Annotated in this window: 14 protein-coding genes; 9 read left to right on the top strand and 5 right to left on the bottom strand. The window is 70.3% G+C overall.

Annotation, left to right across the window (positions count from 1 at the left end; translation table 11 throughout):
* Window positions 1–39: 39 nt before the first annotated feature.
* A complete protein-coding gene (gene mshC / locus ACQPZQ_RS24215) occupies window positions 40–1,278 on the top strand; it encodes a cysteine--1-D-myo-inosityl 2-amino-2-deoxy-alpha-D-glucopyranoside ligase (RefSeq protein WP_433284272.1) in 1,239 nt (412 codons plus the stop codon).
* 29 nt (window positions 1,279–1,307) lie between these two features.
* On the opposite strand, the gene ACQPZQ_RS24210 is transcribed toward mshC, so the two are convergent.
* Window positions 1,308–1,460, bottom strand: coding sequence for a hypothetical protein (locus ACQPZQ_RS24210; protein WP_241038048.1), 153 nt, complete (start codon window positions 1,458–1,460; stop codon window positions 1,308–1,310).
* Between the two features lie 35 nt (window positions 1,461–1,495).
* Between ACQPZQ_RS24210 and ACQPZQ_RS24205 the strand changes: the two genes are divergently transcribed.
* The gene (locus tag ACQPZQ_RS24205) at window positions 1,496–1,861 is read left to right on the top strand and encodes a DUF2237 family protein (RefSeq protein WP_433284270.1); all 366 of its coding nucleotides are present in this window, start codon (window positions 1,496–1,498) and stop codon (window positions 1,859–1,861) included.
* 7 nt (window positions 1,862–1,868) lie between these two features.
* Complete coding sequence (locus tag ACQPZQ_RS24200) at window positions 1,869–2,267, top strand: hypothetical protein (RefSeq protein ID WP_433284269.1); 399 nt, start codon at window positions 1,869–1,871, stop codon at window positions 2,265–2,267.
* A gap of 332 nt (window positions 2,268–2,599) precedes the next feature.
* On the opposite strand, the gene ACQPZQ_RS24195 is transcribed toward ACQPZQ_RS24200, so the two are convergent.
* Complete coding sequence (locus ACQPZQ_RS24195; protein WP_433299335.1) at window positions 2,600–3,745, bottom strand: MFS transporter; 1,146 nt, start codon at window positions 3,743–3,745, stop codon at window positions 2,600–2,602.
* Entirely contained in the window at window positions 3,745–4,629 is an 885-nt protein-coding gene (locus ACQPZQ_RS24190; RefSeq protein ID WP_241038041.1) for a PAC2 family protein, read from the bottom strand. The genes ACQPZQ_RS24195 and ACQPZQ_RS24190 overlap by 1 nt, the downstream gene beginning before the upstream one ends.
* Window positions 4,630–4,743: 114 nt before the next feature.
* Here ACQPZQ_RS24190 and metH point away from each other — a divergent pair, with 114 nt between their 5' ends.
* The 4 genes from metH to hisG all read left to right on the top strand — a co-directional run bounded on the left by metH (window position 4,744) and on the right by hisG (window position 10,474).
* Window positions 4,744–8,280 (top strand): methionine synthase, encoded by a 3,537-nt coding sequence (metH, locus tag ACQPZQ_RS24185; RefSeq protein WP_433299333.1) that lies wholly within the window; start codon window positions 4,744–4,746, stop codon window positions 8,278–8,280.
* 73 nt (window positions 8,281–8,353) lie between these two features.
* Window positions 8,354–9,058, top strand: a complete 705-nt coding sequence (locus tag ACQPZQ_RS24180) for an HAD family hydrolase (RefSeq protein WP_433284267.1) — start codon at window positions 8,354–8,356, stop codon at window positions 9,056–9,058.
* A gap of 219 nt (window positions 9,059–9,277) precedes the next feature.
* Window positions 9,278–9,541, top strand: a complete 264-nt coding sequence (locus ACQPZQ_RS24175; protein WP_433284265.1) for a phosphoribosyl-ATP diphosphatase — start codon at window positions 9,278–9,280, stop codon at window positions 9,539–9,541.
* 30 nt (window positions 9,542–9,571) lie between these two features.
* On the top strand, window positions 9,572–10,474 hold the full coding sequence (gene hisG / locus ACQPZQ_RS24170) for an ATP phosphoribosyltransferase (RefSeq protein WP_433284263.1): 903 nt from the start codon (window positions 9,572–9,574) through the stop codon (window positions 10,472–10,474).
* A 47-nt stretch (window positions 10,475–10,521) separates the two neighbouring features.
* Here the strand turns inward: hisG and ACQPZQ_RS24165 are convergent, their stop codons facing one another.
* Window positions 10,522–11,328, bottom strand: a complete 807-nt coding sequence (locus ACQPZQ_RS24165; protein ID WP_433284261.1) for a thioesterase family protein — start codon at window positions 11,326–11,328, stop codon at window positions 10,522–10,524.
* Between the two features lie 44 nt (window positions 11,329–11,372).
* Window positions 11,373–12,311 carry a RecB family exonuclease gene (locus tag ACQPZQ_RS24160; RefSeq protein WP_433299331.1) on the bottom strand — a complete coding sequence of 313 codons (939 nt, stop codon included), beginning with the start codon at window positions 12,309–12,311 and terminating at the stop codon, window positions 11,373–11,375.
* A 270-nt stretch (window positions 12,312–12,581) separates the two neighbouring features.
* On the opposite strand from ACQPZQ_RS24160, the gene ACQPZQ_RS24155 reads away from it, so the two are divergent.
* Together ACQPZQ_RS24155 and arc are read left to right on the top strand one after the other, a co-directional pair.
* On the top strand, window positions 12,582–13,460 hold the full coding sequence (locus tag ACQPZQ_RS24155) for a tRNA (adenine-N1)-methyltransferase (protein ID WP_433284260.1): 879 nt from the start codon (window positions 12,582–12,584) through the stop codon (window positions 13,458–13,460).
* A gap of 158 nt (window positions 13,461–13,618) precedes the next feature.
* Window positions 13,619–15,433, top strand: a complete 1,815-nt coding sequence (arc, locus tag ACQPZQ_RS24150; RefSeq protein WP_433284258.1) for a proteasome ATPase — start codon at window positions 13,619–13,621, stop codon at window positions 15,431–15,433.

Genomic DNA, 15,433 nt, shown 5'->3' with positions numbered 1-15,433 from the left:
GTGGCGGGTCGGCCGTCCTGAACGCGTAAGTTGTTCGTCATGCAAACCTGGGCAACCGTCGACGTCCCACGGCTCGCCGGCGGCGGTCCGCCGCTGCGCCTGCACGACACCGCCACCGGCCGCATCCGCCCGACCGCGCCCGGGCCCACCGCCACGATGTACGTCTGCGGGATCACCCCGTACGACGCCACGCACCTTGGCCACGCCGCCACCTACCTGGCGTTCGACCTGGTCAACCGGCTGTGGCGGGATCTGGGCCACGACGTGCACTACGTCCAGAACGTCACCGACATCGACGACCCGCTCCTGGAGCGTGCCGCCCGCGACCATGACGACTGGGTCGTGCTCGGCATGCGCGAGACGGCGCTCTTTCGCGAGGACATGGAGGCGCTGCGGGTGCTTCCCCCGCGCCACTACATCGGCGCCGTGGAGGCGATGGGGGAGATCGCCGAGCTCGTCGGCAAGCTTCTCGCCTCGGGAGCGGCGTACCGGATCGACGACCCGGAGTACCCGGACGTCTACTTCGACAGCTCCGTCACCGGTCACTTCGGCTACGAGTCGAACCTCGACGAAGCCACGATGATCGAGCTGTCCCGCGAGCGCGGGGGCGACCCGGACCGACCAGGCAAGCGGCACCCCGCCGACGCCCTCCTGTGGCGCATGGCGCGCCCGGACGAGCCGTCATGGCCGTCGGACCTGGGGCCGGGACGGCCCGGATGGCACGTCGAGTGCGCCGCGATCGCGCTCAACCGGCTCGGCACCCAGATCGACCTCAACGGCGGCGGGTCCGACCTGATCTTCCCGCACCACGAGTTCGGAGCCGCCCACGCCGAGGCGTTCACCGGCGAGCACCCGTTCGCCCGGCACTACACGCACACCGGGATGATCGGCCTCGACGGCGAGAAGATGTCCAAGTCGCGCGGCAACCTGGTCTTCGTCTCGAAGCTCCGGGCGGAAGGCGTCGACCCGGCCGCCATCCGCCTCGCGCTGCTCTCGGGCCACTACCGCGAGGACCGGCCGTGGACTGCCGACCTGCTCGCACAGGCGGAGGCCCGGCTCGCCCGCTGGCGCCAAGCCGCCGCCCTCGATGCCGGGCCCAGCGCCGAGGACCTCGTGCTCCGGCTGCGCACCCACCTCGCCGACGACCTGGACACCCCCGCGGCTCTGGCCGCTGTCGACGCGTGGGCAGAGGAAGCGCTCGAGCGGCGCGGCGGCGACGCGAACGCGCCCGCTCTCGTCCGCGACGCCGTCGACGCGCTGCTCGGGGTGGCGCTGTAGGGAGCTCGGGCCGCCGGCGGGGCACGACCTCAGTCCGGCGGCTCGACCGTTCCCGCGTCGGGCTGCACGTCCGTGTCGTCCGGCACTTCCTTGTCGCCTGTGTCGATCGGGATCTCCAGGTCCCGCTCCGGTACGCCGGGTGGGCGGGGCGGTTCCGGGTCGGGATGCGGCGATTGCGTCATGTCGTCGGCCTACCCGTTCTGGTTGGGTAGAGCACATGGCGGGCAACGTGCTGGGCGGCGAGCTGCAGACCTGCAGCACCGACCCCATGACCGGCTTCACCCGCAACGGCTGCTGCGAGACCGACGCGGAAGACGCAGGCGTGCACACCGTGTGCGCCATGGTCACCGAGGAGTTCCTCCGGTTCAGCGCCGAACGCGGCAACGATCTGTCCACCCCGCGCCCCGAGTACGGCTTCGCCGGACTGCAGCCGGGCGATCGCTGGTGCGTCTGCGCCTCCCGCTGGGCCGAGGCGCTCGAAGCGGGAGTCGCGCCGCCCGTGGTGCTGGAGGCCACGCACGTCCGCACCCTCGACTGGGTCGACCTCGACGACCTGCGCCGCCACGCCGCGACCTCGGGCTGACCGGGAAGTGATCACCGTCGAACTGGCGCTGCGGCTGCGCGCCGCAGGGCTCCCGTGGAACCCGGCCTCGGGCGACCGGTTCGTGATCCCTGACCGGGGGATGGACGCGGACGTGTTCGTCGTGAGCGAGCTGACCGTCGACGTCCACGAGGCGCCCACCGGCCGGCTGCTGCGCTTCAACGGCACCACCGAACGGGCGTTGGACAGCGTGGAGCAGGAAGCCGTGGTGTGGCTGCCGTCGGAGGGGCAGCTGCGCGCCGCCCTCGGCCCCCGGTTTCGGCGGCTGGAGCCGGTGGGCGACGGGTTCGCCGTGGTGATCAGCGGGCCTGACGGCGAGGAACGCCACATCGACGTGGACGCCGAACGCGCCTACGCCCGAGCCCTCCTGACCACGCTCCAACCCTGACGCCGGCCCCGGCGGGACGGGGATGCACGGCCGGCGCAAGGGGAATCTCGACTCTGGGGACACCTGTCCTCCGGGCTCGCCGCGTGTGGACAGGCGTTCGTCGCAGCACGGCATCCCGCCGATCGTGTGCCCATGATCTTTCGGGGCTCGGAGGCCGTTGCGGCCGGTCATCTCACCCATGCTCAACTTGCTGGCCAACCCCAGGAAGATGATCTACACGGTAGAGGCGGCACTCCGGGCATCGTGACCTTGCCGCGACATGGACACGTATCGCTGTTCTTCGCGCGTACGAACAACGTCATGTGTCCATGTCGCGGCTGTCAGGCGCCTCGTCAGGTGCGGCGTTCGGGCGGGATCAGCGTCGGGACCGCCACTGCCAGCAGAGCAGCCGGCAGCAGGAAGCCCGCCAGCGGTTCCGCGTGATAGACGGGCGTGATCACCACCGGGCTGAGGGCCGCTCCGCTGAAGCGCACCGCAGACACCGTCGACATCGTGCCGCCCGTGTTCTCCGGGGCGAGGCGCAGCACCATGGCGTTGACACCCACGAGCACGAACTGTGTGGCGACCCCGCCCACCGCCCAGATGACGCCGATCAGCCATACGGTCGGTGCGAGACCCACTCCGATCACGACGAGCACCCCGAGCCCGGCACCGAGCAGGACGCTGCGCCGGGCGCCGATCCGGTCGATCCCGCCGCCGACCAGCCGCGCCGTGAGCAGGCCGGCGACCCCGAGTGAGGTGAGCAGCAGGCCCCTCGTGCCGGCGCCGACGCCGAACTCCTCCTCCAACCGCAGAGCCACCAGGAAGTTCAGCCCGGAGATGCAGCCCCACCCGACCGCCGCCACCACGCCGGCGCGCAGCACCGAGGGCTGCCATGCCGTGCGGAGACTGGGCCGTTCTCCCAGCTGCGCATTGCTCGCCGGAACACCGACGACCGCGAGCGCGCCGGCCACCGCCGCCACACCGGCGAATGCGATTCGCCAGTCGGCCTCGGCCGCGAGCCCGCCGACCAGCGGCGCGGAGGTCTGGCCCACCGCCTGCATCGAGCCGAACCAGCCGAGCGCCCGGCCGAGGCGTCCTGCGGGCACGCTGCTGGCCAGCGCGGCGAGCAGCAGGGGAGTGGTGAACGCGTTCGCGGCTCCCTGCAACGCGCGAGCCGCGAGGAACAGCGGCAGCGTGGGCGCGAGCAGGCACGCCACCGACGTGATCAGGTACGCGATGTAGGCGAGGGTGACCGTTCGGCGGCGTCCCCAGCGCTCGCCAAGCGTGCCCGACACCAGCATCGCGACGGCGAACGGCGCCGTGTAGGCCGTGATCGACAAGGACGCCGTGGCCGCCGACACGTCGAACGACGCGCCGAGCTCCGGCAGCATCGCGACGGTGATCCCGCCTCCGAAGGGGCCCAGGGCTGCTCCGGCGTAGAGACCAGCTCTGGCGAGGCGAGTGCGGGGGGAAGTGCGGGATAGCGGTGGATCTATCAGTTGCCCGAGCCCCCGGTGCCGCGCCGGCGCAGGTAACGCTCGAAGTCGGCGGCGATGGCGTCGCCGTCGGCCTCGGGGAGGACGTCGGCGTCGGCCTCGGCCTGCTCCTCGAGCTGACGTACGTACTCACGCACCTCGTCGTCCGCCTCCGCCATCTCCGAGACGGTGCGCTCCCACTCCTCCGCCTGTTCGGGAAGACCCCCGAGGGGGACCTCCACGTCCAGCAGCTCCTCGACGCGGTGCAGCAGCGCGACGGCGGCCTTGGGCACCCGGGCCTGCGACACGTAGTGCGGCACCGCCGCCCAGAACGACACCGCGGGGATGCCCGCCTCGACACAGGCGTTCTGGAAGACACCCACGATCCCGGTGGGTCCCTGGTAGCTCGACGGCTCCACCTGCAGGTCGCCCGCGGAGGACACGTCGTAGGAGATCCCGCTGACCGGCGTGGGCCGGGTGTGCGGCGTGTCGGTGAGCAGGGCGCCGAGGGTGATGACCTTTGTCACACCGAGCTTCTCGACATAGCCCAGCAACTCGGCGCAGAAGGTGCGCCACCGCAGGTTGGGCTCGATTCCGTTGACGAGCACGACGTGCCGGTCGGTGCCGGGAAGTGTGGCCACCGAGAGCCGGGTGGTCTGCCACTCGATCTTGCGCGTGACACCTCCGGCATGCCGCACATGCGGCCTGGTGACCTGGAAGTCGTAGTACTCCTCCGGGTCGATCGAGACCAAAGGTTCGGCGTCCCAGCTCAGCTCCAGGTGCTCCAGCGCCGTGCTGGCCGCCTCCCCGGCGTCGTTCCACCCCTCGAACGCGGCGATCAGCACCGGGTCGACGAGGCGGGGCAGTTCGTTCTCCGCTCCGGTTTCCGGCTCGCGATCGGTCATCCGCCCAGCCTACGGCCGGAGGCCGCAGCGCGATGGACGCCTCCCCCGGCCGCTACCGTGTCCACTGTGCAGCCTGACATCCGCACCCAGTCACCACCTGCCTTCGACACCACCATGATGGAGACCCTGTCGGAGCGGGTGGTGATCGCCGACGGCGCGATGGGCACCATGCTTCAGGCCGCCGACCTCGCCATCGACGACTTCGACGGCCTCGACGGCTGCAACGAGATTCTCAACGCCACCCGGCCTGACGTCGTGCGCAGCATCCACCGCGCCTATTTCGAGGCGGGCGCCGACGCCGTCGAAACCAACACTTTCGGGGCGAACCTGCCCAACCTGGCCGAGTACGGAATTTCGGAACGAATCCGGGAACTCGCACTGAAAGGTGCGGAGCTCGCCCGTGGCGTCGCCGACGAGATGAGCACGCCGGACCGTCCGCGCTACGTGCTGGGTTCGGTCGGGCCGGGCACCAAACTGCCCACCCTGGGCCACGAGACCTTCGCCCGGTTGCGCGACGCCTACGCCGAGTGCGGGCGCGGGCTGCTCGCCGGCGGCGCCGACGCCCTCGTCGTCGAGACGTGCCAGGACCTCCTGCAGGTCAAGGCCGCGGTCCTCGGCATGAAACAGGCGATGACCGACGAGGGCCGCCGGGTCCCGCTGATCACGCAGGTCACCGTCGAGACCACTGGCACGATGCTGCTGGGCACTGAGATCGGGGCGGCGCTCACCGCCCTGGAGCCGCTCGGCATCGACCTGATCGGGCTCAACTGCGCCACCGGCCCCGCCGAGATGAGCGAGCACCTGCGCACGCTGTCCAAGCACGCGCGCATCCCGCTGTCGGTGATGCCCAACGCCGGCCTGCCGCGGCTCGGCCCGAACGGCGCCGAGTACCCGCTCACCGCCGACGAGCTCGCCGAGGCGCTGTCCACCTTCGTGCGCGACTACGGCCTTCGCCTGGTGGGAGGCTGCTGCGGCACCACCCCCGAGCACGTGCGTGCCGTCTCCGAGGCGGTCCGCGACCTCGTGCCCGCGCCGCGGTCCCCGCGGCCGGAGCCCGGGCTGAGCTCGCTGTACGCGTCCGTGCCCTTCCGCCAGGACACCTCGGTGCTGATGATCGGCGAGCGCACCAACGCCAACGGGTCGAAGAAGTTCCGCGACGCGATGCTCGCCGAGGACTGGGAGGCCTGCGTCGCGATCGCCCGGGAGCAGACCCGCGACGGCGCGCACCTCATCGACCTGTGCGTCGACTACGTCGGGCGCGACGGTGTGGCCGACATGGCCGAGCTCGCCGGACGGCTCGCCACCGCGTCCACGCTGCCGGTGATGCTCGACTCCACCGAGCCCGAGGTGCTCCGCGCCGGGCTGGAGCGGCTCGGTGGGCGCTCGATCATCAACTCCGTCAACTACGAGGACGGCGACGGTCCCGGCTCGCGGTTCCAGCGCGCGATGGAGCTGGTGCGCGCGCACGGGGCCGCGGTCGTGGCGCTGTGCATCGACGAGGAGGGCCAGGCCCGCACCGCCGAGTGGAAGGTGCGGGTGGCGGACCGGCTCATCCGCGACCTCACGACCAACCACGGCATGCACGTCGAGGACATCGTCGTCGACACCCTGACGTTCCCGATCACCACCGGTCAGGAGGAGGTCCGCCGCGACGCGCTGGAGACCATCGACGCGATCCGCGAGCTGAAGCGCCGCTACCCGGACGTGCAGACCACGCTGGGCGTCTCGAACGTGTCGTTCGGCCTGAACGCCGCCGCGCGGCAGGTGCTGAACTCGGTGTTCCTGCACGAGTGCGTGAACGCCGGGCTGGACACCGCCATCGTGTCGGCGGCGAAGATCCTCCCGATGGCCAAGATCGACGACGAGCAGCGGTCGGTGGCCCTCGACCTCGTCTACGACCGGCGGCGGGAGGGCTACGACCCGCTCAACCGCTTCATGGAGCTGTTCGAGGGCGTCACGGCCTCGTCGGCGAAGGCGGGCCGTGCCGAGGAGCTGGCGGGGCTGCCGCTGTTCGAGCGGCTGGAGCGGCGGATCGTCGACGGCGAGCGACTGGGACTGGAGGCCGATCTCGACGAGGCGCTGGAGTCCCGCCCGCCGCTGGAGATCATCAACGACACGCTGCTGGCGGGCATGAAGACCGTCGGCGAGCTCTTCGGGTCCGGTCAGATGCAGCTGCCGTTCGTGTTGGCCAGCGCCGAGGTGATGAAGACGGCGGTGGCGCACCTCGAGCCGCACATGGAGAAGACCGACAGCGACGGCAAGGGCACGATCGTGCTCGCCACCGTGAAGGGCGACGTCCACGACATCGGCAAGAACCTCGTGGACATCATCCTCACCAACAACGGCTACAACGTGGTCAACCTGGGGATCAAGCAGCCGATCTCCACGATCCTGTCGGCCGCCGCGGAGCACCGGGCCGACGCGGTCGGGATGTCCGGGTTGCTGGTGAAGTCCACGGTGATCATGAAGGAGAACCTCCAGGAGATGAACTCCCGGGGGGTCGCCACGAAGCTCCCGGTGCTGCTCGGCGGGGCCGCGCTCACCCGCTCCTACGTCGAGAACGACCTCTCGGACGTCTACGACGGCCGGGTCGCCTACGCCCGCGACGCGTTCGAGGGCCTGCGGCTCATGGACGCCACGATGGCGCGCGCCCGCGGTGACGCACCCGAGGTCGACGCCGAGGAGGAGGCCCGCAAGGCCGAGCGCCGCGCCCGCCACGAGCGGTCGCAGCGGGTGGCGGCCAAGCGGAAGGCGGCCGAGGCCGAGGTCGCAGGCCCGTTGCCGGAGCGCTCCGACGTCACCGTGGACAACCCGCTGCCCACTCCGCCGTTCTGGGGCTCCCGCGTGGTCAAGGGCGTGTCCCTGGCCGACTACTCCGGGATGGTCGACGAGCGCGCCCTGTTCCTGGGCCAATGGGGTCTGCGCGGGGCGAAGGGCGGTTCCGGCCCGAGCTACGAGGAACTGGTGGAGACCGAGGGCCGCCCGCGGCTGCGGTACTGGCTGGAGCGGTTGTCCACCGAGGGCGTGCTCGCGCACGCCGCCGTCGTCTACGGGTACTTCCCGGCGGTGTCGGAGAAGGACGCGCTGCTCGTGCTGGAGGAGCCGCGCGCGGACGCGGCGGAGCGGTTCCGGCTGGAGTTCCCCCGCCAGCGCCGCGACCGGCATCTGTGCCTGGCCGACTTCTGGCGGCCGCGCACGCTGGCCGTCGAACGCGGCGAGGTGGACGTGCTGCCGCTGCACCTGGTGACGATGGGCTCGCCGATCGCCGACTACGCCAACGAGCTGTTCGCCAAGGACGCCTACCGCGACTACCTGGAGGTCCACGGCCTGGGCGTCCAGCTCACAGAGGCCCTCGCCGAGTACTGGCACCGGCGCATCCGAGAGGAACTGCGGTTCCCGACCGGTGACGCCGTGGCGAAGGAGGACCCCGCCGACGTCGAGGAGTTCTTCAAGCTCGGCTACCGCGGGGCGCGTTACTCGCTCGGCTACGGCGCCTGCCCCAACCTCGAGGACCGCACCAAGATCGTCGAGCTGCTAGAGCCCGGGCGGATCGGTGTGGAGCTCTCCGAGGAGCTGCAGCTGCATCCGGAGCAGTCCACCGACGCGATGGTGGCGCATCACCCTGAGGCGAAGTACTTCAATGCAGGCTGAGGGTCGCTTGCCGGGCCCGAACATCAACGCTGAGGGTCGCTTGCCGGGCCCGAACATCAACGCTGAGGGTCGCTTGCCGGGCCCGAACATCGACTCCGAGCTTCCCGCGGCCGTTCTGTGGGACATGGACGGCACGCTGGTCGACTCGGAGAAGGTCTGGAGCATCTCGCTCGCGGAGACGGCTCGCTGGCTCGGGGGAGAGCTGAGCCCGGAAGCGCGGGAGGCCATGATCGGGTCGAACATGGCTCGCACGCTGGTGCTCATGTTCGACGATCTGGGGCTCGACCGCGATCCGGTCCGGATGGCAGAGGCCGAGAAGTGGATGACGGCGCGCACGGGCGAGCTGTTCGCGGCCGGCCTGGAATGGCGGCCGGGTGCGCTCGAGGCATTGCGCATGGTCCGTGCGGCGGGCTGGCCTATGGCGTTGGTCACGAACACCGAGCGGGTCCTCACGGAGATGGCGCTGGAGACCATCGGGCGTGAGCATTTTCTCGTCACGGTTTGTGGCGATGAGGTGCCACACGGTAAACCCGATCCGGATCCGTACCTGCGGGCGGCGGAACTGCTCGGTGTCGCCCCCGACGATTGCCTCGCGGTGGAGGACTCCCCGACCGGGTCGCTCGCGGCAGAGCGTGCGGGCGCGGCCGTGCTCGTGGTGCCCTGCGAGGTGGCGGTTCCGGCAGGTCCGGCGCGTGTCCAGCGTCGCTCTCTCGCTGGACTCACGGCGGACGACGTGCGCGACGCCTACGCTCGGGTGCGCACCGATCGCGTGGCCTGAGGCTGAAAGTGGGCCGCGGGTGCGGTCGGCGATGGCGCCGTTGGACGTTGGCACTGCCGCCGTTCGCCGAATAAATCGCGCCCCCCATAATGCGCACAGCGACCGTTCGGCGAACCATCCGGCGCAGCACATGTGCCGGGCGCAGCACGCTCGGTGGTGCTGTACGCGTCGACCCTGTCGACGTATCAGACTGATGATGTTGTGAGGGAGAGAGCGAACGTGAAGACCTTCGACGAACTGTTCGTCGAGTTGACCGAGAAGGCCGCCACCCGCGCGGAGGGCTCGGGCACGGTCGCGGCTCTCGACGCGGGGGTGCACGAGCAGGGCAAGAAGCTGCTCGAGGAGGCCGGCGAGGTGTGGCTGGCCGCCGAGCACGAAGGCGACGACGCGCTGGCCCTGGAGATCTCCCAGCTGCTCTACCGCATCCAGGTCCTCATGCTCGGGCGCAAGATCTCGCTCGAAGACGTCTACAAGTTCCTGTAAGACCACAAGCAAGGCACTAGGAGAACTCTGATGCTCCGCGTCGCACTCCCCAACAAGGGAACGCTGGCCGAGCCTGCCGCCACGATGATGCGTGAGGCGGGGTACCGGCAGCGGTCGGACTCGCGCGACCTCAGCATGCTCGACGAGGAGAACGGGATCGAGTTCTTCTATCTGCGGCCCAAGGACATCGCCACCTACGTCGGTTCCGGCGACCTGCACCTGGGGATCACGGGTGCCGACCTCATGGACGAGTCGGGCAGCCAGGTGAAGCGGGTCATCGAGCTCGGCTTCGGTGCGTCGAAGTTCCGCTTCGCGGCCCCCGAACGCACGGACGACGGCCGGGACTGGAAGCTCGAGGACCTCGAGGGCAAGAAGATCGCCACGTCCTACCCCCGGCTGGTCCGCGCCCACCTCGCCCGCAACCGCGTCCGCGCCGACATCATCAAGCTCGACGGTGCCGTGGAGATCTCCGTCCAGCTCGGGCTGGCCGATGCGATCGCCGATGTCGTCTCCTCCGGGCGCACGCTGCGCCAGCACGGCCTGAAGCCGTTCGGTGCGGCGATCGCGGAGTCGCAGGCCACGCTGATCGAGCGGGAGCCGCGCCCGGACCGCGAGGAGACCGTCGAGGTCAAGTCGGCCAAGCAGGTGTTCACCGCGCGCATCCAGGGCGTCGTCTACGCGCGGCAGTACCTGATGCTCGACTACGACTGCCCGGAAGACGTGCTCGAGGAAGCCAAGCGCATCACGCCCGGCATGCAGGCGCCCACCGTGTCGCCGCTGATGCAGAAGGGCTGGTTCGCGGTCCGCTCCATGGTGAGCCGGTCGTGTGCCAACAAGGTGATGGACGATCTCGCCGCGCTCGGCGTGCGCGCCATCCTGACCTCGGAGATCCGTTCCTGCCGAGCGGTGGACGGCACCGGCATCGGGATCTGAGCCCCGAGTGTCGAGGAAACGAGGTCGTCTTGCCCGTTTCCGCGACACTAGCGAGGCCGCAGCACCACACTCTGCGCGGAGCGCCCTGTGTGCCCGTGCTCGTCGAAGAGCAGGCCCGACACGGTGCCCATGCCGGTCGGGCCGAGCACGGTCTCGGCGGCCACGGCCATCCATTCCCCGACCGGGGGCCGGTGCAGGTGGATCGTGAGCTCGGTGTTGACGAAGAGCCAGCTCGTCAGGTCCAGCGGGGAGGCCGCGCCGTTGGCGGTGTCGGCGAGCACGGCCAGCCGCTGCAGCGGGCTGGGTTTCTCGCCCTCGACGAGGGGCACCCGCAGCCGTCCCCAGGTGGTGCCCGGGCCGGGCTCGCCGAACCAGCCACGCAGCCAGCGCCACTCCACACAGTTCATGAAGCCCGGCAGCCAGCCCGGTGGCAGCTCCTGACGGGGTGTCCCCTGCTCCGGCGGCGGTAGCGGCTGGGCCTCTCCGGCGGCCACGACGCTCGTGTCGCCGAGGGCCAGGCGCCACGCACGGGCCCTGAGCACCGTGCGGCCGCCTGCGTGCATCTCGGCCGCGAGCAGCTCGACCGTGCGTCCCGGCCGCTCGATGTCAGCGCAGACCCGGACCTCTCCAGCGGGTACGGGACCGAGAACCTCCACGGTGATCCGGGACAGCTGCGTGCTCGCCGTGCTCGGGCAGCGTTCCAGCGCTCGCACCAGCAACGCAGAGGGTGGCCCGACGTGCTGCGCGTCGGCGAACCACGGCCCGGTGGTGGACGTGGTGGCGTGGAAGCGCTCGCCGTCGGCGCCGTCCAGCGGCCGGTAGAACGGCTCGAGCTCGGGCACGTCGGCTGGCACCCCTCGATGATGCCCCGGGACAGGCACCGCCCAGGCCGGCGGGTTCAGCCCGCCCGCTCCAGGGCACTCTCCTCGGCGTTGACGTCGGCAGGGTCGGCCAGCCAGCCCGGGTACTGCGGCGGGGTGCCGTCCCAGGCCGGGCAGAGCGCCTTGTGGCTGCACCACTCGCAGAGCTTGCTGGGGTTGGGACGGAAGTCCCCGGACTCACCGGCCGTGCGGATGGCCTGCCAGATGGCGTCGAGCGTGCGCTCGAAGCGGCGCAGCTCCGCCTCCTCGGGCTCGTAGGTGAGCGACTCGGTGTCGGCGAGGTACATCAGCCGCAGCTGGGTGGGCACCACCCCGCGCAGGTGGAGCAGCGCGAGGGCGTAGAACTTCATCTGGAACAGCGCCCGCGCCTCGGCCACCGGCCGCGGCGCCGCGCCGGTCTTGTAGTCGACCACCCGAATCTGCCCGGTGTGCGCGACGTCGAGCCGGTCGATGTAGCCGCGCAGCAGCAGCCCGGACTCCAGTTCGGTCTCGACCAGCAGCTCGCGCGCCTCGGGCTCCAGCCGGCGAGGGTCTTCGAGCTGGAAGTACGCCTCCAGCAGTGGCGCGGCGGACTCCAGCCACGGCGTCAGCTCCGGATCGTCCGGGCCGTCGAACAGCTGCCCCACCAGCTCCGGCTCCTGTGCACACAGCTGCTCCCACGCCGTCGCCACGAGCTCACAGGCGGCCTCGAGGGACCGCTGCGCAGCCGGTAGGTCGTAGAGGCGCTCCAGCACGGCGTGCACGACCGTGCCGCGGACCTGAGCCCTGGTGGGCCGCTCGGGCAGCCGGTCGATCGCGCGGAACCGGTAGAGCAGTGGGCACTGCTTGAAATCGCCCGCCCGTGACGGCGACAGGGCCGGCCTGCGCCGTGGACGGCCCGTGGTGGCGTCGGTGGCGGTCTGGGTCTGCGCGGTGCCGGCTTCGGTGGACTCTTCGGTGACTGTCGCTTCGGGGATCGACCCATGCGTGATCGCCGTGGGATCCGGGGTGGCGGGTTCGGCGGTGGCCGTGCCGAGCCCGTGGCCTGCGCCGTGTGTGTCCGTCACGCTCCGCAGGGTAGGCGACACCACCGACACTTCTGGGCAGCGCCGGGACGCTCGGGAGCCGGGCCGTCGTGTACAGCGGGTTGCGAGGACTTCGTGCATCCGATGCCCGGATCACGAACGGGAATCGGTCCGGCCGGGCGCTGCGACCGACGCCGTCCCCACCCTTTAGCGTTGTGCCTCGTGTCCAGACCGCTGCCACCGCTCTCCGATGAGGCGCCCGCTCTCGCTGCGCGGGGTGGCCCGTTCCGTCCCGGCGACCGCGTGCAGCTGACCGACCCGAAAGGCCGGCACTACACGCTCACCCTGGAGACAGGGGGCCAGTACCACACCCACCGCGGCGGCCTCGCCCACGACGACCTGATCGGCAAGCCGGAAGGCAGTGTGGTGATCTCGCGGGTGGGCACCCCCTACCTCGCGCTGCGGCCGCGGCTGGCCGACTACGTGCTCTCGATGCCGCGCGGGGCGCAGGTGATCTACCCGAAGGACGCCGCCCAGATCCTCATGTGGGGCGACATCTTCCCGGGTGCCCGTGTGCTGGAGGCGGGAGCGGGTTCCGGCGCGCTGACGTGCTCGCTTCTGCAGGCCGTCGGACCCGAGGGTGCGGTCGTTTCCTACGAGATCCGGGCCGACCACGCCGAACACGCCGAACGGAACGTTCGTCAGTTCTTCGGATGTTCGCCACCCAACTGGTCCTTGAAGGTCGCTGATCTTCATACTCATGATGGCGAGGCCGAACCGGTCGATCGTGTCGTTCTGGACATGCTGGCCCCCTGGGAACACCTGGACACAGTGGCGAAAGCACTGATTCCGGGTGGGGTCCTGGTGGGCTACGTGGCCACCACGACACAGCTCTCGCGGCTCGTGGAGGACCTGCGCGAGCAGCAGTGCTGGACGGAGCCCCAGGCATGGGAATGCCTGGTCAGGCCATGGCACGTGGTGGGTCTGGCAGTGCGGCCGGACCACCGTATGCAGGGTCACACCGCGTTTCTGGTGTCGGCCCGCCGGCTCGCCGAGGGGGTGGTCCCGCCTCGCCCTCAGCGCAGGCCGACCAGCCGGTGACGCCGGCCGGACGAACTTCCGCTCGTGCCTCGGAAGGACCAGGAGGGGTCGATGCGTCAAGGTGCCGTCCGGTTGAGTGGTGGATCACCGGTTCGTCGCAGGCCTTCAACGTTCGTTCGCAGGTACCGTATGGAAACGGAACACGGAGGGAGGATGCCGTGAACCCCTACGACGGTCCCGGCAGGCGTGACCCGGGTGACGGCGGGGAACTCAGCCCCGCGGAGGCTCGGGCGCAGATCCGCTTTCTCGAGGAGGAAGTGGCTCTGCTGCGCCGCAAGCTCGCGGAGTCGCCGAGGCACGTTCGCGTGCTCGAGCAGCGGCTCGCCGAGTCTGCCAGCCGGCTTGCTCAGCTGTCCGCGCGCAACGAGAAGCTCACCGAGACTTTGAAGGAAGCTCGGGGCCAGCTCGTCGCGCTGCGCGAGGAGGTAGATCGACTCGCGCAGCCGCCGAGCGGCTACGGCGTGTTCCTGGCGCGGTTCCCGGACGAGACGGTGGACGTCTTCACCTCCGGGCGCCGGATGCGTGTCGCCGTGTCGCCCGCGGTCACCACCGCGGAGCTACGCAGCGGGCAGACAGTCCGCCTGAACGAGGCGCTCACCGTCGTCGAGGCAGGCGACTACGAGCGCATCGGTGAGGTGTGTGCGCTGCGCGAGGTGCTCTCCGAGCCCACGGAGGACGGTCTGGCAGGGCGCGCGCTCGTCGTCGGGCATGCCGACGAGGAGCGGGTGGTCTGGCTGGCCGCGCCGTTGATCGCCGGTGCGGAGTACCCCGACGCCGTTCCGCTGAAGCCCGGCGACTCCCTGCTCGTGGACACGAAGGCGGGCTACGCCTACGAGCGGGTGCCCAAGGCCGAGGTGGAGGACCTCGTGCTGGAGGAGGTGCCCGACGTCGACTACTCCGACATCGGTGGCCTGTTCCGGCAGATCGAGCAGATCCGCGACGCCGTGGAGCTGCCGTTCCTGCACGCCGAGCTGTTCAAGGAGTACGAGCTGCGTCCGCCCAAGGGCGTGCTGCTCTATGGCCCTCCCGGCTGCGGCAAGACGCTCATCGCCAAGGCCGTGGCCAACTCGCTGGCCAAGAAGGTGGCCGCCGTGCGCGGCGACAACCCCGAGGACGGCCGAGCGTTCTTCCTCAACATCAAGGGCCCGGAGCTGCTCAACAAGTTCGTCGGCGAGACCGAGCGGCACATCCGGCTGATCTTCCAGCGCGCCCGGGAGAAGGCCTCGGCCGGCACCCCGGTGATCGTGTTCTTCGACGAGATGGACTCGATCTTCCGCACCCGTGGCTCGGGCGTGTCCTCCGACGTGGAGACCACGATCGTGCCGCAGCTCCTCGCGGAGATCGACGGCGTCGAGGGCCTGGAGAACGTCATCGTCATCGGCGCCTCCAACCGTGAGGACATGATCGACCCCGCGATCCTGCGGCCCGGCCGCCTGGACGTGAAGATCAAGATCGAGCGGCCGGACGCCGAGGCGGCGCAGGACATCTTCTCCAAGTACCTCACGGAGACGCTGCCGATCCACACCGACGACATCGCGGAGTTCGCGGGCAACCGCAAGGCCTGCGTCGACGCGATGATCCAGCGTGTGGTCGAGCGGATGTACGACGAGACCGAGGAGAACCGGTTCCTGGAGGTCACCTACGCCAACGGTGACAAGGAGACCTTGTACTTCAAGGACTTCAACTCCGGCGCCATGATCCAGAACATCGTCGACCGGTCGAAGAAGTCGGCGATCAAGTCGGTGCTCGAGACCGGCCAGCCGGGTCTGCGCGTGCAGCACCTGCTGGACGCGATCGTCGACGAGTTCGCCGAGAACGAGGACCTGCCCAACACCACCAACCCCGACGACTGGGCGCGCATCTCCGGCAAGAAGGGGGAGCGGATCGTCTACATCCGCACCCTCGTCACCGGAAAGAACGCCGAGACGGGCCGCGCGATCGACACCGCGTCGAACACGGGCCAGTACCTGTAA

This window comes from Pseudonocardia sp. CA-142604 (assembly GCF_050948475.1).
GTDB lineage: Bacteria > Actinomycetota > Actinomycetes > Mycobacteriales > Pseudonocardiaceae > Pseudonocardia > Pseudonocardia alaniniphila.
This window is presented reverse-complemented; position numbering and strand designations above follow the sequence as displayed.